The organism is Cupriavidus sp. 05N39 (genome assembly GCF_056397325.1).
Map to the genome: position 1 here is coordinate 1 of NZ_JBFTNE010000125.1, position 22,037 is coordinate 22,037.

Here is a 22,037-nt window from a genome sequence, read left to right on the forward strand (position 1 = left end):
GCCTCTTACATCGGTCGCCGCCTCTGTGCTGCTGACCGTTTCCATGCTGGCCGCTCCCGCGGTCGATGCCGCGACGAAATCGACGGACACCGCAAAAACCAGCAAAAAGTCGGCAAAAGTCGTTAAGTCCGAGAAAAAGTCGGCAAGTACCTCCTCTAAATCCGCAAAAACCAAGCAAGTCGCCAGCAGCGGCAAGACTGAGCACGTCACTACGCGCAAGGTCGTGGTACTGAAAAACGGCAAGCGTCAGGTCGTGACGCAGCGCCAGGCTGCGCCGGTGCGCGCGGCCTTTATCCCGGCGAAACCCTCGCTGGGCGAGGCGCTCGGGCTGCGTGACACGGAGGATGCGCTCGCGCTGCGCTCCAGCGTGGCGCTGGTGATGGACCAGAACTCCAACGAAGTGCTGTTCCAGAAGAACGCCGCCGCGGTGCTGCCGATCGCCTCGATCACCAAGCTGATGACCGCCCTGGTGGTGATGGACGCGCGTCAGCCGATGGATGAGGTTCTCACCATCACAGAGGACGACCGCGACAATGAAAAGCACAGCAGCTCGCGCCTGCGATTCGGTGCGCAGCTGAGCCGCCAGGAGGCGCTGCTGCTGGCCCTGATGTCCTCGGAGAATCGGGCGGCGTCGGTGCTGGGCCGCAGCTATCCGGGCGGCCTGCCGGCATTTGTGCAGGCCATGAACCGCAAGGCACGCGAACTCGGCATGAACGACAGCCACTTCGTCGATTCGAACGGCTTGTCGAGCAGCAATGTCTCGAGCGCGATGGACCTCGTGCGCATGGTCAACGCGGCGTACCGCAATCCCACCATCCGCGAGTACTCCACGCAGACCGAGTATGAGGTCAACGTGCTCGGGCGTACCCAGCACTACGTCAGCACCAACCGCCTGGTGCGCGGCGGCAACTGGGATATCGGCCTGCAGAAGACCGGCTTTATCTCCGAGGCTGGCCAGTGCCTGGTGATGCAGGCGAAGGTGAACGGCCGCAATGTGGTGATGGTGTTCCTGGATTCGGTTGGCAAGCTGTCGCGCTTTGCGGATGCCAACCGCGTCAAGGACTGGCTGGAACACGTGCAAACGGGTCCCGCCCGCCCTTTTCCGTCCTCCCCTAACCTGACGCAGGGGCCAGGTTCCCCCCAGGCTATCCTTACCGCCCAGCAGCCACGCGGCATCTGATGGCGGAGCCGCAATGACCCGGCACCCACGGACCTGAGGTCATGAAAAACGCGCCGTCCCCGGCGCGTTTTTTTCGTTGGGCGCCGCGGCGCGCCCGGTGCCTACAGCAGCTTGCCAGGGTTCATGATGCCGGCCGGATCCAGCAATTGCTTGATGCCCCGCATCAGGCGAAGTTCGAGCGGGTCCTTGAGGCGCAGGAAATCATCGCGCTTGAGCTGGCCGATGCCATGCTCGGCGCTGATGCTGCCGCCGTAGCGCGCGACCTCGTCCAGCACCTCGGCGGTCAGTGCCTTGCCGTGCTGAGCGGTCCAGTCGCGCTCCGCGCCTGCCGGACGCGACAGGTTGTAGTGCAGGTTGCCGTCGCCGAAGTGCCCGAAGATGAAGGGGCGGATGCTGGGGCTGACGGCCTTGAGGCGCTTCTCCATCGATGCCATGAAGGCGGGGATCTGCTCGATCGGCAGTGAGACATCGTGCTTCAGGTGCGGCCCGTCGGCGCGCTGCGCCTCGGAGATTTCCTCGCGAAGCTTCCACAGGCTCTGCAATTGCGCCAGCGAAGCGGAGACCGCGGCATCCAGGCACAACTCGCGCTCCAGCGCTTCCCCGATCACGCGTTCGAGCAGGGTGTTGAGGGCCTCTTCGTCCGTGGTGTCGGCCAGCTCCACCAGCACATAGGCGGGATGGCGCTGGGCGAACGGCTCCTGTACGCCTTCCGCATGTCTGAGCACCAGGTCGACGCAATCGCCGGTAAAGAACTCAAAGGCTTGCAGGCGCGCGCCACACTGGGCGAACAGCAGTTCGAAAAGCTCCAGCGCCTGCAGGGGCGACGCCACCGCGGCCAGCACCACCGAGCGCGCATCGGTGCGCGGAAACAGGCGCAGCGCCGCGGCGGTGATCACGCCGAGCGTGCCCTCGGAGCCGATCAGCAATTGTTTGAGATCGTAGCCGGTGTTGTCCTTGCGCAAGGCGCGCAGCCCGTGAAAGATCTCGCCGTTGGGCAGCACGGCCTCGACGCCCAGCACCAGTTCACGCGCCATGCCATAGCGCACCACATTGACACCGCCAGCATTGGTAGCAAGGTTGCCGCCGATCTGGCAGGAGTCCTCGGCCGCCAGGCTGAGCGGTAGCAGGCGATGCGCTTCTTGGGCGGCGCGCCGCAGGTTACCCAGGATGCAGCCCGCTTCCGCGACCATCGTGTTGGCGATGGTATCGATCGAACGGATCGCGTTCATGCGGTCCATGCTCAGCACCACGTTGACCGGACTGCTGTCAGGAGCGGCGCCGCCGCACAGGCCGGTATTGCCGCCGCGCGGCACCACCGGCACCGCGGCCTGCTGGCACAGCGCCAGGCAGCGGGCCACCTCATCCACCGAGCGCGGCCGTACCACGGCTTGCGCATTGCCACGGTAAAGGCCGCGCCAGTCGGCGAGCCAGGGCGCGACCTGGTCGGGCTCGGTGGCAACCACGTCGGGGCCCAGTGTTTCGATCAGGCGGGGCAGGAAGGCTGTATTTTGCATGGTGGTTCTATCTGGAGAGACGATGCGGCTCAGGCCGCTGAATGGGATGGTTCCTGCCGGGCTGCGGGGGACTCGGCGCGCGCGTGCGGCCGCAGGCCCAGGCGCGCCGCCGCGCCCTGCAGATGGGACACGGCAGCGGCGCGCGCCAGTTCCGGGTCGCCGGCACGGATTGCGTGGAAGATGGCCAGGTGCTCTTGGTGGACTTGTTCGGACAGGCCATCCTGCTGGCGCGTATTCAGCCGTGCCACATGCACGGCCTGGTGCAATTGCAGGTTCAGGTATTGGAGCAGTTGCAGGTAGTACTTGTTGTGCGTGGCGGTGGCGATTGCCACGTGGAAGGCGGTGTCCGCCTCCACGCTGCGGTGAGGATCATGCAGTTGCGCCGCCAGCCGCTCCAGCAGCGATTGCATCTCAGCGACATCCTGCGCGGTGCGTCGTTGCGCGGCCAGCGCGGCGGCAGCGCTCTCGAGGTCGAGCCGCAGTTCGTAGATGCTCGCCAGTTCGTCGCGATCGATGTCCATCTCCCGCGGCAACTGGAAACCGGCATTGCCCACGCGGGAGCGCACCGTGCTGCCCACGCCCTGACGGCTTTCGATCAGGCCCTGGGAGCGCAGGTGTTCGGTCACCTCGCGAATGACGGCCGGGCTCACGCCGTAGTGCCCGGCAAGCTGCTTGCCGGTCGGCAGGCGGGCGCCAACGGGGTACGTGCCGTTGGCGATCTCGGCGCGCAGTTGCTGGGTCACCTGTTCGGTGAGGGTGATGGCTTTGGTACGCATGCCCGGCAGGATATCGTTATTCAGGTTATCTGAAAACTAAGTGTAAACCCTTGCCGTTGCGGATCGATGCATGAATGGGGAAATGGGGTTAAGCGCGCCGCCGGCGATTGAGGATCAATAACAGCCAAGCGGCAACCCAGCGGCAGGCGTCAGCGGAAAAGCAGGATAGCGGGGTGAAGGCGGTGCCGGGACCGGGCGGGAAGGGTGTCCCGCCTATCCCTCACCCCCGAGGGGCTCAGGCGGCCACGTCGGTCGCGTAGCCCATGCCGCGCGAGATCTGCAGCGCGGTTTCCTTCAGGTTCTGCAGCCAGCTGTCCTGCAGGCGGTCGGCCGGGGCCGATAGCGAGAGCCCGGCAACCAGCCGGCGCGAATCGTCGTAGATGCCGGCTGCAATGCAGCGCACGCCGAGTTCCAGTTCCTCGTTGTCGCGCGCGTAGCCGTTCGTGCGGACCCAGTTGAGTTCGCGTTCCAGCTTGATCAGGTCCGTGATCGAGGTGCGCGTATGGCCGGCCAGCCCGGTGCGGGTGGCATAGTTGCGCACCCGCGCGACTTCGTCGGCCGCCAGGAACAGCTTGCCCACGGAGGTCAGGTGCAGCGGCGCGCGTCCGCCAATGGCGCGCACCACCTGCATGCCGGAGCGTTCGCTGTACGCGCGCTCGATGTAGACGATCTCATCGCCCTGGCGCACAGACAGGTTGACGGTCTGGCCCGTCACGCGATGCAGTGCGCGCATCGGCGCCAGTGCCGCGTCGCGTACCGACAGGCGGGCCTTGACCAGGTTGCCCAGTTCCAGCAACCGCATGCCAAGCCGATAGCTGCCGGGATCGGAGCGGTCGACGAAACGGCAGGCCACCATATCGTTGAGGATGCGGTGCGCCGTGGAGGGGTGCAGGCCGGTGGTCAACGACAGTTCTTTCAGGCTGACCGGATCAGCATGCTGGGCTAGCGCATCCAGCAAGGTCATCATGCGCTCGATGACCTGGATGGATGTCTTTCCTGGTGCCTTGTCTGCTTCTGCCATGGGGAAATGTTGCCGTGCGGCAAATTAAGCGGTTGCCTGATTCTATCTCGCATTGTGAAAATTTCAATAGGTGAAATGACATTACCGAAAGAAACTTCAGATTCTGCCGATGGCGGATGTGCCGGGAAAGGCATGCAAAAATGCAGTGAATTCCCCCGCGCCATGAACGCTTTTGTATGCCGCACGGTGCGCAAGAGCGCATAATTGCGGGGTTTCGGGGTCTGGAAAAGGGAAACAATGCGAGTCGGTCTGTTCGCCACCTGCCTGGTGGACCTCATGCGTCCGGAAATCGGTTTCTCGGTGCTCAAGCTGCTGGAGAAGGCGGGTTACGAAGTGATGGTGCCCGAGGCGCAGACCTGTTGCGGCCAACCTGCCTACAACTCGGGCGAACGCGTCGGGGCGCGCGATCTGGCGGAGAAATTCCTGCGCGAGTTCGAGATGTTCGACTATGTGGTGATCCCGTCGGGCTCATGTGGCGGCATGGTGCTGCATCACTACGCCGACCTGCTGGGCGACGATCCCGAACTGAATGGCCGCTATGAGGGCTTGCGCTCGCGCGTGTTCGAGCTGACCGACTTCCTGGCCAACGTGGCCAAGCTGGGCGAATTCGATTCCAGGTTCGCCGGCCGCATTACCTACCATGACTCCTGCTCCGGCCTGCGCGAACTCGGCGTCAAGAGCCAGCCGCGCGCCTTGCTGGCGCAATTGCCCGGCGTACAGTTGAGCGAAATGAAGGACTGCGAGGCCTGCTGCGGATTCGGCGGCACCTTCTCGGTCAAGTACGGCAATATCTCGACAGCCATCGTCGACGAGAAGTGCGCCAACATCAAGGCCAGCGGCGCTGATGCCGTGGTGCTGGGCGACCTTGGCTGCATGCTCAATATCGAAGGGCGCCTGCGCCGGACCGGCGACACACGTACCCAGGTGCTGCACATCGCGCAAGTGCTCGCCGGCGACGCCTGAGCCCGGGCGGACGAAAAACAAACCTTGGCGAGATCCCCGCTATGCAAGTTCGCAGCATGGAATTCAAGGCGCGCGCGGGCCAGAAACTGGCTGACCAGCGCCTGCAGCAGAACCTCAAGAAGCTTTCCACCAAGTTCGTGACGGCGCGCGCCGATGCCATTCGCGACATCGATTTCGATGCCACGCGCGAGGCGCTCAAGGAGCGACGTGACCGCGCGTTGCAGAACCTCGATGTCTGGCTGGCCACTTTCGAGGAAAACGCCACGCGCCGCGGCGCCACCGTGCTGTTTGCCGAAACCACCGCGGATGCCGCGCGGCTGGTGGCGGAGATCGCGCAGAAGCATGGCGTCAAGAAGGTCATCAAGAGCAAATCGATGGTGACCGAGGAAATGCGCCTGAACCAGGTGCTTGGCGAGATGGGCGTGCAGAGCATCGAGACCGACCTCGGTGAGTACATCCTGCAGATCAACGACGCGGAGCCGCCGTCGCACATCATCGCCCCGGTGGTGCACAAGGACAAGGAAGAGATCGCCGACCTGTTTGCCAGGGTGCACCACAAGCCGCGCCTGACCGATATCCCCGAGATGACGCGCGAGGCGCGCGAAGTGCTGCGGCCGGAATTCCTGTCGGCCGACATGGGCGTGACCGGCGGCAACTTCATCATTGCCGAAACCGGATCGGTGGCGGTGGTGACCAACGAAGGCAACGAGGGCATGTGCACGGTGATGCCACGAGTGCACGTAGCCGTGACCGGCATAGAGAAAGTACTGCCGACGCTGGAAGACCTGGCCACCGTGATGCGGCTGCTGCCGCGCTCGGCTACCGGGCAGGCGATCTCCAATTATTTCTCGCTGCTGACCGGCCCGCGTGCCGAGGGCGAGCGCGATGGCCCGGAGCATATGTATTTCGTGCTGGTCGACGGCGGGCGCAGTGGCCTGATCGGGGGCGACTTCCAGGACATGCTGCGCTGCATCCGCTGCGGCGCCTGCATGAACCACTGCCCGGTGTACCAGAAGATCGGTGGCCATGCCTATGGCTGGGTTTATCCTGGCCCGATGGGCAGCGTGCTGACGCCGAGCTATACGGGCCTGGCCAACGCGCTGGATCTGCCACAGGCAGCCACGCTGTGCGGCGAATGCAACCGCGTGTGCCCGGCTTCCATCCCGTTATCGGACCTGTTGCGCAAGCTGCGGGAGAAACAGATGGAACGCGGCCTGCGCCCCTGGCAGGAGCGGCTCGGGCTGCAGGTGTGGGGCTACGTGGCGCGCCGTCCGGCGCTCTATGCCTTCGCCACCCGCATTGGCGCGCGCCTGCTCTCGCGCATGGGCGGCAGCAGCAAGCTGATCGCCAGGCTGCCGATGGCAGGCCGGGGCTGGACGGAGACCCGCGACCTGCCCGCACCGAGCGGACGGACCTTCCGCGAACTCTACAAGGAAAGGAGGGCCCGTTGATGGCCACGACCACTGACAACGCGCCGGCGCTGGCGGCCATGCGCGCAGCGCTTGAACAACATATCGGCGGCCAGCTCGCCGCCGATGGCCTGGTGCGCAACTGGCGCGAGGCAGCGCCCGCGCTGGTATTGCCGCCGATGTTCGAGCAGGCGATGGAAGAGTTGCTGCGCCGGCTGGAGATGTCGGCAGTGTTCGCGCAGGACAGCTGCTCGTTTTCGAGTTCGGCGGTGACCGACCAGCTCAAGCGCTGGCTGGACAAGGCGGCCACGGCCTGAACGTGGCCGGCCAAAATGCGGAAGGCCCCCGCCGAGACGGGGGCCTTCCGCATTTTGGCCGGGGCTTAGCCTAGCAGCAACGCATCGTCATCCAGTTGCTCATGCCGTGTCTGCTCGAACATGCGCAGCAGATCCGGCACGTCCAGTCCGGCGCGCTGATCGCCCGACACGTCCAGTACGACCTGGCCCTGGTGCAGCATCACCGTGCGCTGCCCGTAGTCCAGCGCCTGGCGCATGCTGTGCGTGACCATCATGGTGGTGAGCTTGGCTTCCTCCACGATCTTGGCGGTCAGCTCCAGCACGAAGGCCGCCGTCTTCGGGTCGAGCGCGGCGGTGTGCTCGTCCAGCAGCAGGATGCGCGAGGGCTGGAGCGAAGCCATCAGCAGGCTCACGGCCTGGCGCTGGCCGCCCGAGAGCAGGCCGATACGGTCCGTCAGGCGATTTTCCAGGCCCAGGTTGAGCAGGCGCAGCTTGTCGCGGAACAGCTCGCGCGAGGGCTTGTTCAGCGCCGCGCGGAAGCCGCGCCGGCTGCCGCGCGCCATGGCCAGCGCCATGTTCTCCTCGATGGTCAGCGCTTCGCAGGTGCCCGCCATCGGGTCCTGGAACACGCGTGCCACCAGCGGGGCACGGTCCCAGGCCGGCTTGCGCGTGACATCGATATCATCGATGGTGATGCGGCCCGAATCGACCATCTGGTCGCCGCTGATGGCGTTGAGGAAGGTCGACTTGCCCGCGCCATTGGAACCGATCACGGCAACGAACTGGCCGGTCGGGATATCCAGGCTGAGGCCGCGCAGCGCGCGCGTCTCGATCGGGGTGCCGGGATTGAAGGTGAGTTTCAGGTCTTGTGCGCGCAGCATCTCAGGCACCTCCGTTCTTGCGGCCGAACAGCTTCTTGCGGGTTCCCGGCAACACCAGGGCGCCGGTCACCAGTACCGCCGTGACCAGGTTCAGGTCTTGCGCCTTGAGGCCGATGAACTCGCTGTTGAGCGCCAGCGCGATGAAGAAGCGGTAGAGGATGGCGCCCAGCACCACGGCCAGCGTGGTGTACACCAGCCGGCGCGCCGGCAGGATGCTCTCGCCGATGATCACCGCGGCCAGGCCGATCACGATGGTGCCGATGCCCATGGAGATGTCGGAACCGCCCTGGGTCTGCGCGAACAGCGCGCCCGCGAGTGCCACCAGGCCATTGGACAGCGCCATGCCGGCCAGCGTGGCGCGGCCGGTGGCGATGCCCTGGGACCGCGCCATGCGCGGGTTGGCGCCGGTGGCGCGCATGGCCAGGCCGAGCTGCGAGGAGAAGAACCAGTCCAGGCCGAGCTTGGCCACCACCACCACGATCAGCAGCAAGGCCGGGCGCAGCATGTAGTCCGGCAGCCAGTCAGGTTGCAGGATGGTGAAAATGGTGGACTCGGTGATCAGCGGCACGTTGGGCTTGCCCATGATGCGCAGGTTGACCGAGTACAGCGCGATCATCATCAGGATACTGGCGAGCAGGTCCATGATCTTGAGGCGTACATTGAGCCAGCCGGTGATGAAGCCGGCAAAGGCGCCCGCCACGATCGCCAGCCCTGTGGCGATGAAGGGATCCTGGCCGGAAGCGATCAGCGTGGCCGCCACGGCGCCGCCCAGCGGGAAGCTGCCGTCGACGGTCAGATCGGGAAAATTGAGGATGCGGAAGGAGATCAGCACCCCCAGGGCGACGAGGCTGAAGATCAGGCCGATCTCCAGGGCGCCCAGAAGGGAAAAGAGGGACATGGGGAAATCCAGTTGCTATTTCCGGCACGGGAGGCCGGATCAGGAACGCCTGGCGCGCTGCCCGGGTCGGGCGACGCGGTACGGGCGTTCCGGGGGCGGGCCCGGATAGAGCCACCTGCGCGCGAACGCGCAGGGTCAGCGTGCCGTGATTACTTGATGACGGTCTTCGCTTCCTTGACCAGTTCGGGCGACAGCGTCACGCCTTGCTTCTCGGCCGCGCCGGTGTTCACGAACAGCTCCAGCTTGTCGCTGGTTTCCGAAGCGATCGCGCCGGGCTTCTCGCCCTTCAGGATACGCACCACCACCTTGCCGGTCTGATGGCCGAGGTCGCCGTAGTTGATGCCCAGCGCGGCAATGGCGCCACGCTTGACGCTGTCGGTATCGGCAGCCACCAGCGGGATCTTCGACTCGTTGGCGACCTTGACCAGGGCTTCGTACGCCGACACCACGTTGTTGTCGGTGTTGGTGTAGATCACATCGACCTTGCCGATCAGGCTCTTGGCGGCGGCGCCGATGTCGACCGTGCGCGGCGCGGCGGCTTCCTTCAGCGTCAGGCCTTCCTTGGCCAGCATCGCCTTCAGTTCCTTGACCACCACCACCGAGTTGGCTTCACCGGGGTTGTAGACCATGCCAACCGTCTTGGCCTTGGGCACCACGCGCTTGATCAGGGCAACCTGGCGGTCCAGCGGCAGCTTGTCCGACACGCCGGTCACATTGGTGCCCGATGCGCCCCAGCCCTTGACCAGCTGGGCGGCAACCGGGTCGGTCACGCCGGAGTACACCACCGGCACCGACTTGGTGGCGGCCACCACGGCCTGTGCCGACGGCGTGGCGATGGCGACGATCACATTGGGCTGGTCGCCGACGAACTTGCGCGCGATCTGCGCGGCGGTGCCGGTATTGCCCTGTGCGCTCTGGTATTCCCACTTCAGGTTCTTGTCGGCATCGTAGCCAGCGCTCTTCAGTTCGTCGCGCACGCCATCACGGATGGCGTCCAGCGCGGGATGGTCGACGATCGACAGCACCTTGACGGTCTGGGCCTGCACGGCGCCGCCATACAGCAGCGCGAGGGCCACGGCGCTGCCCAGGATGGTCTTGGTCGATGTCTTGAGACACTTCATGGTATGGATCTCCCCCGGAGTGGGTTCTGGGTAATCAGCCGCTCTTGGTTTTCGATGGGTTTGGTCCGCAGTCCTGCCCGGTGGCGCGTGGCGCCGGCCGGCCGGTCCGTTGCGGGAACGACACACCAGGCGGCAGGCAGGCGGTCGCTGGGGCGCAGCGGATACGACGGCGATAAGCCTGCGAGGATACCATTTTCGAGACGCGATTTGCCCTGTTTTGCCCTGTTCTAGTGCGGCACTAGGGGAAAACGGCAGGACCGGAGCGCGCTGAGGGCGGCTCCGGTTGGCGCGCCGGCATCGGTGCGCGGAACGCGGGAAGTCTACTGGGCGGGGTTGTGAATCTCGGCGTGGATGTGGGCGATGGCTGCGGTTGCCGCTTCGGGCAGGGGCACCTGCCAGGCGTCGATGTTCTCGCGCAGTTGCTCCACCGAAGTGGCCCCGACGATCGTGCTCGCCGCGAACCAGCGCGAGTAGGCCCAGGCCAGCGCCAGCGTCGCCGGCGAGATGCCGTGCTCGCGCGCCAGCGCCACATAGCGGGCGGCGGCGGCCAGGCTTTCCTGGCGCAGGTAGCGCGGGCTCCAGTCGGGCGGGAAGCGCGTGAGCCGCCCTTTGGCCTGCGTGTCGAACACGGGATGCGCGAGATCGCCGCCCAGGTATTTCCCGGTGAGCTGCCCAAAGGCCAGCGGGCTATAGACCAGCAGGCTGACGTCGGTACGGAAGCAGGCCTCGTCCAGGCCCTGCTCGTAGCTGCGGTTGAGCAGGTTGTATGGGTTCTGGACCGTGGCGATGCGCGGCAGGCCGTGCAGCTCTGCCTGCTTGACGAATTCGGCCACGCCCCACGGCGTTTCGTTGGACACGCCGACGTAGCGGATCTTGCCCGCGCGTACCAGTTCGCCCATGGCTTCAAGCTGCGCCTGGACCGAGGCGCACTCGCGCTCGTTTTCCGGATTGAACTGCTTCTGCCCGAAGATGGGCGCGTTGCGAGCCGGCCAGTGGATCTGGTACAGGTCGATGTAATCGGTTTGCAGGCGCGCCAGCGAGGCGTCCACCGCCGCGCGGATGCTGTCCGGCGTCAGGTCGCTGCCGTTGCGGATCCACGGCATGCGCGCCGGGCCGGCGACTTTGGTCGCCAGCACGATACGGTCGCGCTGCTGGCGCTTGAGCCAGCTGCCGACGATGCGCTCGGTGCTGCCATACGTTTCGGCGCGCGGCTTGACCGGGTACATCTCGGCGGTGTCGATAAAGTTGATGCCGCGCGACACGGCGTAGTCGAGCTGGCTATGGCCTTCGGCTTCGGTGTTCTGCTCGCCGAAGGTCATGGTGCCGAGGCAGATGCGCGAGACCTGCAGGTCGCTGCGGCCCAGACGAATGGTTTCCATTGGCTATCCTTGTTAGGCGTTGACGCCCGGTATGGGGAGGGCGGCTGTGGTATCACCGGCTGCCAGCACCCTGGCAACCCCAATCGAAGCGCGCCTCAGGCGCGCAGGGCGGCGGCACATTCCTTGACCAGCACCGGTCCGCGGTAGATCAACCCGCTGTACACCTGTACCAGTTGCGCGCCGGCCGCAATCTTGGCTTGCGCGTCGGCGCCGCTGAAGATACCGCCCACGCCCACGATGGGCACCGCATCCCCAACCACCTCGCGCAGGCCCTTGACGACGCGCGTGGACGACTCGAACACCGGCCGGCCCGACAGGCCGCCGGCTTCCTCGCCGTGCGGCAGCCCCTTGACCGCGTCGCGCGCGATGGTGGTGTTGGTGGCAATCACGCCATCGATGCGGTGGCGCACCAGCGCATCGCCGATATTGCGGATCTGGTCGGCGTCGAGGTCGGGCGCGATCTTGAGCGCGAGCGGCACGTAGCGCTTGTGCTGGTCGGCCAGGCGCTGCTGCGCGTCCTTGAGCGTCGAGAGCAGGCTGTCGAGTTCACTCGCGCCCTGCAACTGGCGCAGGTTCTTGGTGTTGGGCGACGAGATATTGACGGTGACGTAGCTGGCGTGCGGGTAGACCCGTTCCAGGCAGTGCAGATAGTCATCCACCGCGCGCTCGATCGGCGTATCGGCGTTCTTGCCGATGTTCAGGCCCAGTACGCCGCCCTCGGCCTTCCAGCGCGACGCCTTGACGTTGGCGATAAACGCATCCACACCGCCATTGTTGAAGCCCATGCGGTTGATCAGCGCATCGGCCTGCGGCAGGCGGAACATGCGCGGGCGGGGGTTGCCCGCTTGCGCGCGCGGCGTCACGGTACCCACTTCGATAAAGCCGAAGCCGAACGCCGCCAGCCCGTCGATATAGGCGCCATCCTTGTCGAGCCCGGCGGCCAGGCCCACCGGATTGGGAAACCGCACGCCCATCACCGTGCGCGGGTCATCGGCGATGGTGTTGCCGATGCAGCCCGCCAGCCCCAGACGCTTGGCGCGCAGCAGGTTGTTGAGGGTGAAATGGTGGGCGTCCTCCGCATCCATCGAAAACAGGGCGGGGCGAAACAGGGGATAGAGCGCGTTCAGCACAGGGAATCAGCTTGGAAGTCGGGACCAGGACGGCATTGTAGCGGTTGGGCCGGAAGCGGTACTGCCGCGCAGGCGCGACCCGGCTCCAGCTGCCCCCCCGGATACCGGCCATCAAGTCTCCGGCGCTTCCTCGCCGGGCTGCGGCGGAACGATCGGGATGGCAGTGGGAGAGGCAACCGCGACCGCTTCCTGTGGCGAATCGAAGGGGCGCCACTGGTTGGCGGTCAGCACCTGCAGCGGCTGGTAGCGCGCCTTATAGGCCATCTTGCGGCTATCGGCGATCCAGTAGCCCAGGTACAGGTGCGGCAGGCCGAGTTCGCGGGCCTGCTGGATCTGCCACAGGATGTTGTAGGTGCCATAGCTGGCTTTGACTTCCAGCGGGTCGTAGAAGGTATAGACCGAGGACAGCCCGTCGTCGAGCACGTCGATCATGCTGACCATGCGCAGGCGGCCGGCCTCCGGCGAGCCCGGCGGTTCGCGGAATTCGACCAGGCGCGAGTTGACCCGGCTTTGCAGCAGGAACTGCTCATACTGGTCCCGGCTGTCCTGGTCCATGCCCCCACCGGCATGGCGCATCGACTGGTACAGGAGATAGAGCGAATAATGCTCTTCGACATAAGTCAGCGGCGCCACCAGGGCCTGCAGGCTCTCGTGCTGCCGCCAGGCCCGGCGCTGGCTGCGGTCGGGGCGAAACTGGTCCACCACCACGCGGCATGGCGTGCAGGCGCGGCATTCATCGCAATAGGGGCGGTAGGTAAAGATGCCGCTGCGCCGGAACCCGGCGCGGACCAGCCGCGAGTAGACGTCGGCATTGATCAGGTGGGCGGGCGTGGCCACCTGCGAGCGCGCCATGCGGCCATCGAGGTAGCTGCAAGCGTAGGGCGCCGTAGCGTAGAACTGCAGCGCGGAAAGGGGGAGTTCCTTTAGCTTGCTCATGTGTCTGCAACGGCCAGGGATGAAACAGCAACGCAGGTAAGCCGATGGCGCCGTGACCGGACGCTGCGCAGTGTGGCCGGAGGGGCGGGCCCTATGCCCGATCCTGAATCCGGGTCCATCTCTGCAGCACCGTCTTGTCGAAGCGCCACGGGTTGATATCCGGCTGGCGGGTGGCGATGCGGATATGGGCCGCGAACTCAGCACGCGGAATCGGACTCGCCCCGAGCGAAGCCAGATGATCGGTTTCCTGCTGGCAGTCTATCATCGCCACGTCGTGGTTGCCGAGGAACGCGCACAGCGCGGCCAGGGCAATCTTGGAAGCGTCCGTGCGCCGCGCGAACATCGATTCGCCATAGAACATGCGCCCGAGCGCCACGCCATACAGCCCGCCCGCGCGCTCGCCGCGGTACCAGCTCTCCACGCAATGCGCCAGGCCGTTACGGTGCAGCGCACCATAAGCGGCAATGATGTCTTCGGTGATCCATGTGCCATGCTGGCCCTCCCGCGGGGTCAGCGCGCAAGCCTGCATCACGGCGATAAAGTCGTCGTCGACGCGGATTTCCCAGTCGGGGTCGCGCAGCACGCGCTTGAGGGTCTTGCGGAAGGTGGCGGAAACCCGCAGCGCCTGTGGCGCCAGCACCATGCGCGGATCGGTGCTCCACCACAGCACCGGCTGGCCTTCGGCATACCAGGGGAAGATGCCTTGCCGGTAAGCCAGCAGCAGGCGCTGGGCCGACAACTCGCGGCTGGCCGCCAGCAGGCCGGGCGCGTCCGACCCGGGGCCGAGCGCACGCTCGACCGGCGGGAACGGATCATGCGGATCCAGCCAGGTGATCATGCGGGAGTGGCGGGCAACGCGCCCGTGTTCAGGGTTCGACCGTGGCCCGGCTGGTCAGCGGGCGCATCGGCTTGTCGATATCCAGGCTGTGCAGGCGGAAGGTGCCGTCCGTCAGCCGTCCCGCCGCGCGGTCAGCGAAGAAGCAGCGCAGCGAATGGATCACGGTGGGGAAGGCCAGTTCGTCCCAGGGCACGTCGGCTTCCTCGACCAGCTTCACCTCCAGGCTCTCCTCTCCCGCGGAGATATCGAGATCCTCCAGCGTGGCCAGGTAGAACATATGCACCTGATGCACATGCGGCACATTCAGGATGGAGAACAGCTCCCCGATCTTTACCCGTGCACCGGCTTCCTCGAGCGTCTCGCGGGCGGCGCCCTGCGCGGTGGTCTCGCCGATCTCCATGAAGCCGGCGGGCAGCGTCCAGAAGCCGTAGCGCGGCTCGATGGCGCGCTTGCACAGCAGGACCTTGTCCTCCCACACGGGAATGGTGCCGACTACATTGCGCGGATTGACGTAGTGGATGGTGCTGCAGTTGTCGCACACTGAACGCAGGCGCGAGTCGCCTTCTGGGATGCGCAGCACGACCGCATGGCCGCAGTTCGAGCAGAATTTCATGAGAGGCGTCCGGGAGGAATGGCGAAAGTGTATCACCGCCGATGCGGGCTGCCGGGGGTGCGATGCTAGTTTGGGAAAGGTCCGCGAACGGGGTGGCGGCCATGTAGAGAATTCGTCGCGCAAAAAACAAAAAACGCCCGGAGGGGCGTTGATTTGTTCTGCGTCCGACAGCCGGTCGCGTGGGTCTGTGTGGCTTTGGTTGCGGGGGCAGGACTTGAACCTGCGACCTTCGGGTTATGAGCCCGACGAGCTGCCAACTGCTCCACCCCGCGTCCGTCGAAGAAAAAGATTGTAAGGCAATTCCTTTTGTTGCGCAACAGCTAATTGCGTAACAATGGGAAAAGGCGCAAGACCATGCCCCTGCAACGCATGCCAGCGCGATGGCGCACCGTCATTCAGTCCTTGTCCGTGCCGTCCGGGCTGCGCTGCCAGGCGCTGGCCGGGAACTGAAAACTGTCTCGCTGCAGCAGGTCGTCTCGCTGCCAGATGACACGGTCGGGACGTACCGTCAGCATCCAGGTGGTGGTCACGCGGGGGTTGGGTTCGGCGAAGGCGCGCGGCGTCAGCAGCGCGGCACAGGGGCCGTGTTCCGGGTCGCGTACCGAGGTGTAGCGGATCATGCCCAGGCCCGCCTCGCGCGCCACCCGGGCCAACGCCTGGCACGCATCGTAGCGGACGGGATCGGTCCACTGCGCCGCATCTTGCACGAAGGGCGGGGCGTCGAGCGCGATGCCGTCGGTGCGAACGCTGACCTGAAACAACGTGTGCGGGCGCGCATCGATGCGCGGCAGCGCCGGACTGTCGAGCAGGAAGCGCCAGCGCCAGTAGCCAAGCTCGGCGCAGGCGGTGCGGATATCGTCGGCGCCGTAGAACACGCCTGGATCCTGTTCGGCGCGAAAGCGCGAGCCCCACGGCGACGGGGGGTAGCGGAACGGCGTGAACAGCAGGTAATGGAGATGGCGAGCGTCGGCGGGCACGGCGGGCTTGCCGGCGTCGAGCACGGCTTCGAGCACGGCCTGTTCTTCCAGGCTGTCGACCAGCGGCATGGTCGAGACTACGTGCTGGGCCTCCACCGCGCGCCAGAGCGTGAGCGCAAAGGCCTTGCGCTCAGACGCGACCGCGGGTGGCATCCAGATAGTGAACGACACGTACCAGGCCCTCGGTTGTGCGGATCAGGTCGAGCGGTTTGCCGCCCAACGCCAGGTTTTCATTGGCAAGCCAGAGACGGGCCTGGTCGCTGTGTCCGAGGATGGCGTCGAGCGAGCGGAACAGGCGCACGAACAGCACGCCGAATTCCCATTCCTTGCGGTGCGCATCGAGCACATAGCCGCCGGATGCCATTCGGGAAACGGAGGCTGTGCTGATGCCCAGCACGTTGGCCACGCCTGCCTGGCTGATGCCGAGAAAGCCGGCGGCACGCATCACTGCCTTGGTGAGTGTGGTGCCGGGATCCGGACTGCCGGCAGGAAGATGCTCGGGGACTTGCCTTGGTTGCATCGCCTCGCTCCTGTTTCTTCAGAAACATTATAGGCGGTTCGTTTCGTAAGGGAAGTAGTAAACGACGCCGCATCTGTAGGGTTTGGTGGCTTCGGCGGCGGCAAGTTCTCCGGCAATACGATATGTGGCTGGCCAGATTGCATTGGCCTGACAGGCCTAATAAGTCTCGATGTGGAGCCGTCCCTCCGCTTTCATGCGCGCCTCCAGTTCGGCCCAGGGAAGTCCCGCATCCGCGCACGCATCCCCGAACGCGGCGAGCACGCCGTCTTCCATGCCTTTGAGACCGCAGATATAGACATGGCCGTGCGGGTCGTTCAACAGGCCGGCCACGCGCGCGCCGGCATCCCGGATAGCGTCCTGCACATAGCGGCGTGGCTGGCCGGAGTCGCGCGAGAAAGCAAAGTGGATATCCAGGAAACTCGGCGGCAGTTTCATCAGAGGGCCGAAGTAGGGCAGTTCCCGCGCATTGCGCGCGCCGAAGAACAGCATGCGCTGCCCGGCGAAATGGTCAAGGTTGCGCCGCATGCGTTCGGTCATGGCGCGCATCGGTGCCGAGCCTGTGCCGGTGCAGATCATCATCACGCTGGCTTCGCGGTGGTTCGGCATCAGGAAGGTGCTGCCGAACGGGCCGACCACGCGCACCTCGTCGCCGCGCGCGAGGTCGCACAGGAAGTTGGATGCCACGCCGCGAACCGGCCGCCCCTCGTGGTCCTGCTCGACCCGCTTTACCGTCAGCGCGATGTTGTTGTAGCCCGGCCGCTCACCATCGCGCGGGCTGGCGATCGAGTACATGCGGATATAGTGCGGCTTGCCCGCCGCGTCGGTGCCGGGCGGCACGATGCCGATAGCCTGGCCTTCCAGTACCGGGAAGAAGTGCTGCCCGAAATCCAGCACGATGTGGTGGACGTCGCTCGACGCGTCGTCGGCGGTCAGGCGGTAGTTGCCGGCGACAGCGGCCGTGGCGGGAGCACGCACGCCGTGCAGGTTGACGTAGGGATGCGCGGCCGACCAAGGCGCCTTGGGCGAGGTATGCCCGCTGGTTTCCACCTGTTGCGCCTGCGGTTCCTGCGCACTTTCCGGCGCGGCCGGATCGGGCTGGCTCTCTGCCTCGCCGGTTGCCGGCAGCGGCGTGTGGCCAGGCAGTTCATCCCAGAGCAACTGCGCCGCGATCGGATAGGCCTCGCTTTTCAGTATGGTGCGCCAGTTGTCGATGGCACCGGTAGGGCACGGCGACAGGCAGGCGCCGCAACCATTGCATACGTCGGCCTTGACCACATAGTTGCGGTCGTCGTGGGTAATCGCGTCGATCGGGCAGGTGTCTTCGCAGGTATTGCAGCGAATGCAGATCTCGGGGTCGATCAGGTGCTGCCGTCGTTGCGTCAGTTGAAGCGCACGTACTCAAAGTCCATGGGCTGGCGGTTGACGCCGACCATCGGCGGCGCGATCCAGTTGGCGTACTTGCCGGGTTCGGTCACGCGGCCCATCAGCGAGGCAACGAAGGCGCGGTCTTCTTCCGTTGCCAGCCATTCACGTTCACTCGCCTGCCATTGGCCTTCGGTAAGCAATTCGCCCGCGGGCGAGACATGCACGTTGGCAAAGCTGCCGATCTTGCGGTTGAACGCCTTGTGCGGCACCGTCATGCGGAAGTCGATGCCGTGCTTTTCAATCACCTTGTTCCAGCGCGCCACGCCGCCGATGGAATCCTTGATGTAGTCGTCGCGCAGCACCTCGTTGAGCGCGTTGAGCATGGGTACCTCGCGCTCGCCCAGGCGGCCGTCCTGGATATCGAGGATGCGGTACACGTCGCCCTTGAGCACGTGGTCGTCGTTGCGCTTGCCTTCCTCGAAGCGGCCCTTGAGCCCGGCGCTGTAGAAGGTGGCGGCGTTGGACGACTGGTCCGCGCCGAACAGGTCGATCGTCACGCTGTAATGGAAGTTGAGATAGCGCTGGATGGTTTCGAGGTCGATCACGCCCGCCGCGCGGACCTCGGCCGGATCCCGGATATCGCGTTCGCGCATCACTTCGCAGGTGCGCTGGATCACGCGTGAGACGCCGGATTCGCCCACGAACATATGGTGGGCTTCCTCGGTCAGCATGAAGCGCGTGGTGCGCGCCAGCGGATCGAAACTGGATTCGGCCAGCGCGCAGAGCTGGAACTTGCCATCGCGGTCGGTGAAGTAAGTGAACATGAAAAAGGCCAGCCAGTCGGGCGTGCGCTCGTTGAAGGCGCCGAGGATACGGGGGTTGTCCTCGTCGCCGGAGCGGCGCCCGAGCAGCGCTTCGGCTTCTTCCCGCCCGTCGCGGCCGAAGTGGCGGTGCAGCAGGTAGACCATGGCCCACAAGTGGCGGCCTTCCTCCACATTGACCTGGAACAGGTTGCGCAAGTCATACAGGGAGGGGCAGGTCATGCCAAGATGGCGCTGCTGCTCGACCGAGGCTGGCTCGGTGTCGCCCTGGGTGACGATGATGCGGCGCAGGTTGGCACGGTGCTCGCCCGGCACCTCCTGCCAGGCCGCCTCGCCTTTGTGCTCGCCGAAATGGATGCGGCGCGCGGGATCGGCGGGCTGGAGGAAGATGCCCCAACGGTAGTCGGGCATCTTGACGTGATCAAAGTGCGCCCAGCCGGAAGGATCGACCGAGACCGCGGTGCGCAGGTAGACATCGTGCTGGTGCGAGCCCTCTGGCCCCATGTCGCGCCACCAGTCGAGGAAGGCAGGTTGCCAGTGCTCCAGCGCGCGCTGGAGCGCGCGGTCATCCGACAGGTTGACGTTGTTGGGGATCTTCTGGCTGTAGTCGATGCTCACGGGATGTCTCCTGGTTTTCTTTTTGTCTTCTATTTATCTTCTTTTGTCTTGTCGCGTGTTGCACTTGCGAGTGCCGGTTCAGACGCGGTCCCAGTCGAAGCGGGCCTTGTTGCCGGAGCCGAAGACTTTGAGCGCGCCGTGTTCGCCAATGGCATTGGGCCGGTTGAAGATCCAGTTTTGCCAGGCGGTGAGGCGGCCGAAGATGCGGGTCTCCATGGTTTCCGCCGGCCCGAAGCGCAGGTTCGCTTCGAGCCCGGTCAGCGCGTCCGGCGACAGGCTTGCGCGCTCTTCGATGGCGATGCGGATCTCGTCTTCCCAGTCGATGTCGTCGGGCGTGGCGGTGACCAGCGCCAGCGAGGCGGCGCTGATGGCGTCTAGCGGCGCGCCGGCATGGTCCTGCACGGCCTGGATCGCGGCCTCATCCTGGTAGAAGCGCGCGGCCAGCCGCGTCAGTCCGTTGACCATCGGGTAGCGGCCGAAGTTGGCAGCGCAGGCGAACAAGCGCGGCGCGTCGTCCGGCGCGTCGGGCAGGTGCAGCATATAGCTGCGGTCGGCAGCCAGCGCCAGTTCCAGCAAGGTGCCAGCAAAGCACGAGTCCGGTTCGATCAGCGCGAACAGCGTGCGGGAGGAAACTTCCAGGCGCGCCAGCGTGCGCCGCAGCATGCCGATGGTCTCGCGCACGAACCAGTGGCCGGCATGCGCTTCCAGCAGGGCATCGGTGGCCAGGACCTGATGCGGGTCGCCTTCGGTCTTGAGAATCCAGATGCCGATGTCGAGATGATTGGCGCGCAGCGTGAGGATGGCGTCGTCGAGCTCGCGCGCCATCTTCAGCGGCCACCAGTCGGCGCCAGCGGCGAGGATCTGGGCTAGCGTCTGCGGCTGCTGTTTGCGGGGGCCGAATACCGCTAGCGTTGCCTTGCGCGCAGCCGGGTCCAGGTGTACCTGGACGGTGTCATAGCGGTAGCCGTGCGCATCGTGGCTGCGCGACAGCGGCGTGAGCCGTACGCCCGGCTGGTCCGCGGGGCGGTCGCTGTCGGCGGCAAGCGCAAGCGCGCGCTGTTGTACGTGTTCGGCAAACCGCGCCGCTTTCACCACGGCATCGACCAGCTTCCACTCGAGTGCCCTCTGTCCGCGCACGCCCTCGGTGGTGGTGCAGAAGATGTCGGCATGGTCGCGCCGCACGCGGCGCTTGTCGGTGACGCGCGTAAGGCCGCCGGTGCCCGGCAGCACGCCGAGCAGCGGCACTTCGGGCAGGCTGACGGCCGATGAGCGGTCATCGACCAGCACGATTTCGTCGCAGGCCAGGGCAAGCTCATAGCCGCCGCCGGCGGTGGTGCCGTTGCAGGCCGCGATGAATTTCAGGCCTGAGTAGCGGCTGGCGTCCTCGATGCCGTTGCGGGTTTCGTTGGTGAACTTGCAGAAGTTCACCTTCCAGGCATGGGACGACTTGCCGAGCATGAAGATGTTGGCGCCAGAGCAGAAGATGCGTTCCTTGGCGCTGGTGAGCACCACGGTACGCACCTCGGGATGCTCGAAGCGGATGCGCTGCAGGGCATCGTGCAGTTCGATATCCACGCCGAGGTCGTAGGAGTTCAGCTTGAGCGCATAGCCGGGCCGCAGGCCGCCGTCCTCGTCGACATCCATGGACAGCGTGGCGACCGGGCCGTCGAACGCCAATTTCCAGTGGCGATATGTCGCGGGGTCGCGTTCGAAAGTGATGGGGGGATGCGCGGTGGTGGCAGGGACGGCCGGGGCGGACATTGTTGTCTCCTTTATGCACTATATTGTCTGCGAGTAGAGCGGGGTGCGCGCCTGCAGGATGCGGCGCAAATCGTCCATGGCCTCCCGGTTGCCTTCCATCGGGCGCATGTCACCTTGCGCCACCACGCGCGCCATATGCTCCTCGGGCGAAGTCTTTACCCAGACCGCGTAGCAGCGCGCCAGCAGCAGGTTGAAGGTGGAGGGCTCCGAGACCAGGCTGCCAGGCGTGGCAAGCACCATGCGATCGTGCTCGCGCAGCACGCGTTCGAGTGCGCGCATCTCGTAGCGGCGGTAGGCCGCCTGTCCGTACAGCGAGTGAATCTCTGCCAGGCTGGCGCCGGCTTCCTGCTCGATGACGCCGTTCAGTTCGACAAAGGGTACTTCCATTGCCGCCGCCAGCGCCCGCCCGAGGGTGGACTTGCCCGCGCCGCGCAGCCCGATCAAGGTGATGCGGCGATGACGCAGGTCATGGGACGCCGACGGCGCCAGCGCGTAATGGCAGGCTTCGCGCACGCGCGCCAGGTCACCGGCGGGCAGTTGCGCCAGCCATTGCACCAGTTGCGAGAATTCGGAGGCCGGCTGGCCGCCGGGGGCATGCTGCGTTTCCATCTCCGCCAGCACCACCGGCAGGGGCACGTCGAGCGCGCGCGCGACCTGCCGCAGCAGCAGCACGGAAGCATTGCCGGTACCGGTTTCCAGGTTGGCGAGATAGCGCTCGGAAACCTCCGCGCCGCGAGCCAGGTCCTTGCGCGACATGCCGCGCGCAGCGCGCAGCGAGCGAATGCGCTCCCCGAGTTGCGTCAGGTAGGGATCGCGCTCGCCGGCAGGGCGGGAGTCGGAGGAGTCTGGGGCCAGCAGGGGATCTGGATCGCGGCGCATGGACGGCTTTTACGTGTCAATGAGATCCGGGAGGCATCCGGATCGGGGTTGCGATTATAAGGGACAGTACGCTCGTGTCATATAGTGCATTACTCTGCTTGCATAATAGTTGATATGCAATAAAATGCATCAACAAAAGAA

Annotated in this window: 21 protein-coding genes and 1 tRNA gene; 4 read left to right on the forward strand and 18 right to left on the reverse strand. The window is 65.6% G+C overall.

The annotated features are described in order from the left end of the window. Positions 1–25 precede the first annotated feature (25 nt). A complete protein-coding gene (gene pbpG / locus AC1DN0_RS35680) occupies positions 26–1,180 on the forward strand; it encodes a D-alanyl-D-alanine endopeptidase (protein WP_477146403.1) in 1,155 nt (384 codons plus the stop codon). Between the two features lie 101 nt (positions 1,181–1,281). On the opposite strand, the gene AC1DN0_RS35685 is transcribed toward pbpG, so the two are convergent. From AC1DN0_RS35685 to AC1DN0_RS35695, 3 genes are all read right to left on the reverse strand, one after another. After that, on the reverse strand, positions 1,282–2,694 hold the full coding sequence (locus tag AC1DN0_RS35685; RefSeq protein WP_441636293.1) for an FAD-binding oxidoreductase: 1,413 nt from the start codon (positions 2,692–2,694) through the stop codon (positions 1,282–1,284). 29 nt (positions 2,695–2,723) lie between these two features. Next, positions 2,724–3,470 carry a FadR/GntR family transcriptional regulator gene (locus tag AC1DN0_RS35690; RefSeq protein ID WP_441636295.1) on the reverse strand — a complete coding sequence of 249 codons (747 nt, stop codon included), beginning with the start codon at positions 3,468–3,470 and terminating at the stop codon, positions 2,724–2,726. Positions 3,471–3,705: 235 nt separating this feature from the next. Beyond that, on the reverse strand, positions 3,706–4,491 hold the full coding sequence (locus AC1DN0_RS35695) for an IclR family transcriptional regulator (protein ID WP_006155981.1): 786 nt from the start codon (positions 4,489–4,491) through the stop codon (positions 3,706–3,708). A gap of 237 nt (positions 4,492–4,728) precedes the next feature. Between AC1DN0_RS35695 and AC1DN0_RS35700 the strand changes: the two genes are divergently transcribed. The 3 genes from AC1DN0_RS35700 to AC1DN0_RS35710 are packed head-to-tail and all read left to right on the forward strand — an operon-like array spanning position 4,729 to position 7,180. Beyond that, the gene (locus AC1DN0_RS35700; RefSeq protein ID WP_441636298.1) at positions 4,729–5,454 is read left to right on the forward strand and encodes a (Fe-S)-binding protein; all 726 of its coding nucleotides are present in this window, start codon (positions 4,729–4,731) and stop codon (positions 5,452–5,454) included. A gap of 41 nt (positions 5,455–5,495) precedes the next feature. Then, positions 5,496–6,905: a LutB/LldF family L-lactate oxidation iron-sulfur protein gene (locus AC1DN0_RS35705; RefSeq protein ID WP_441636300.1), complete on the forward strand. Its 1,410-nt coding sequence runs from the start codon at positions 5,496–5,498 to the stop codon at positions 6,903–6,905. Continuing rightward, the gene (locus AC1DN0_RS35710) at positions 6,905–7,180 is read left to right on the forward strand and encodes a hypothetical protein (RefSeq protein ID WP_441636302.1); all 276 of its coding nucleotides are present in this window, start codon (positions 6,905–6,907) and stop codon (positions 7,178–7,180) included. The genes AC1DN0_RS35705 and AC1DN0_RS35710 overlap by 1 nt, the downstream gene beginning before the upstream one ends. A 65-nt stretch (positions 7,181–7,245) precedes the next feature. Here the strand turns inward: AC1DN0_RS35710 and AC1DN0_RS35715 are convergent, their stop codons facing one another. The 15 genes from AC1DN0_RS35715 to AC1DN0_RS35785 all read right to left on the reverse strand — a co-directional run bounded on the left by AC1DN0_RS35715 (position 7,246) and on the right by AC1DN0_RS35785 (position 21,896). Then, entirely contained in the window at positions 7,246–8,040 is a 795-nt protein-coding gene (locus AC1DN0_RS35715) for an ABC transporter ATP-binding protein (RefSeq protein WP_035860073.1), read from the reverse strand. 1 nt (position 8,041) lies between these two features. After that, entirely contained in the window at positions 8,042–8,938 is an 897-nt protein-coding gene (locus AC1DN0_RS35720; RefSeq protein ID WP_035860075.1) for an ABC transporter permease, read from the reverse strand. Positions 8,939–9,087: 149 nt separating this feature from the next. Then, positions 9,088–10,059, reverse strand: a complete 972-nt coding sequence (locus tag AC1DN0_RS35725) for an ABC transporter substrate-binding protein (protein ID WP_477111169.1) — start codon at positions 10,057–10,059, stop codon at positions 9,088–9,090. Between the two features lie 320 nt (positions 10,060–10,379). Further along, positions 10,380–11,438 carry an aldo/keto reductase gene (locus AC1DN0_RS35730; protein ID WP_441631272.1) on the reverse strand — a complete coding sequence of 353 codons (1,059 nt, stop codon included), beginning with the start codon at positions 11,436–11,438 and terminating at the stop codon, positions 10,380–10,382. 95 nt (positions 11,439–11,533) lie between these two features. Then, on the reverse strand, positions 11,534–12,568 hold the full coding sequence (locus AC1DN0_RS35735) for a quinone-dependent dihydroorotate dehydrogenase (RefSeq protein WP_477111170.1): 1,035 nt from the start codon (positions 12,566–12,568) through the stop codon (positions 11,534–11,536). Between the two features lie 111 nt (positions 12,569–12,679). Continuing rightward, positions 12,680–13,504 (reverse strand): arginyltransferase, encoded by an 825-nt coding sequence (locus AC1DN0_RS35740; protein ID WP_441631268.1) that lies wholly within the window; start codon positions 13,502–13,504, stop codon positions 12,680–12,682. Between the two features lie 91 nt (positions 13,505–13,595). Continuing rightward, complete coding sequence (gene aat / locus AC1DN0_RS35745; RefSeq protein WP_441631266.1) at positions 13,596–14,342, reverse strand: leucyl/phenylalanyl-tRNA--protein transferase; 747 nt, start codon at positions 14,340–14,342, stop codon at positions 13,596–13,598. A gap of 28 nt (positions 14,343–14,370) precedes the next feature. Then, positions 14,371–14,955 carry an NUDIX hydrolase gene (locus AC1DN0_RS35750; RefSeq protein ID WP_035860091.1) on the reverse strand — a complete coding sequence of 195 codons (585 nt, stop codon included), beginning with the start codon at positions 14,953–14,955 and terminating at the stop codon, positions 14,371–14,373. Between the two features lie 196 nt (positions 14,956–15,151). After that, positions 15,152–15,227: transfer RNA gene (locus AC1DN0_RS35755), tRNA-Met, on the reverse strand. A 123-nt stretch (positions 15,228–15,350) separates the two neighbouring features. Continuing rightward, complete coding sequence (locus AC1DN0_RS35760) at positions 15,351–16,103, reverse strand: RES family NAD+ phosphorylase (RefSeq protein ID WP_441631264.1); 753 nt, start codon at positions 16,101–16,103, stop codon at positions 15,351–15,353. Then, entirely contained in the window at positions 16,063–16,452 is a 390-nt protein-coding gene (locus AC1DN0_RS35765) for an MbcA/ParS/Xre antitoxin family protein (RefSeq protein ID WP_035860093.1), read from the reverse strand. The genes AC1DN0_RS35760 and AC1DN0_RS35765 overlap by 41 nt, the downstream gene beginning before the upstream one ends. A gap of 156 nt (positions 16,453–16,608) precedes the next feature. Beyond that, positions 16,609–17,835: a benzoyl-CoA 2,3-epoxidase subunit BoxA gene (gene boxA, locus AC1DN0_RS35770; RefSeq protein WP_477146404.1), complete on the reverse strand. Its 1,227-nt coding sequence runs from the start codon at positions 17,833–17,835 to the stop codon at positions 16,609–16,611. Continuing rightward, the gene (boxB, locus tag AC1DN0_RS35775) at positions 17,832–19,256 is read right to left on the reverse strand and encodes a benzoyl-CoA 2,3-epoxidase subunit BoxB (RefSeq protein WP_441631260.1); all 1,425 of its coding nucleotides are present in this window, start codon (positions 19,254–19,256) and stop codon (positions 17,832–17,834) included. Before boxB ends, boxA begins: the two co-directional genes overlap by 4 nt. Positions 19,257–19,334: 78 nt before the next feature. Beyond that, positions 19,335–21,017: a 2,3-epoxybenzoyl-CoA dihydrolase gene (gene boxC, locus AC1DN0_RS35780; protein WP_477111172.1), complete on the reverse strand. Its 1,683-nt coding sequence runs from the start codon at positions 21,015–21,017 to the stop codon at positions 19,335–19,337. Positions 21,018–21,035: 18 nt separating this feature from the next. Continuing rightward, complete coding sequence (locus AC1DN0_RS35785) at positions 21,036–21,896, reverse strand: helix-turn-helix transcriptional regulator (RefSeq protein WP_477146401.1); 861 nt, start codon at positions 21,894–21,896, stop codon at positions 21,036–21,038. Positions 21,897–22,037: the final 141 nt, after the last annotated feature.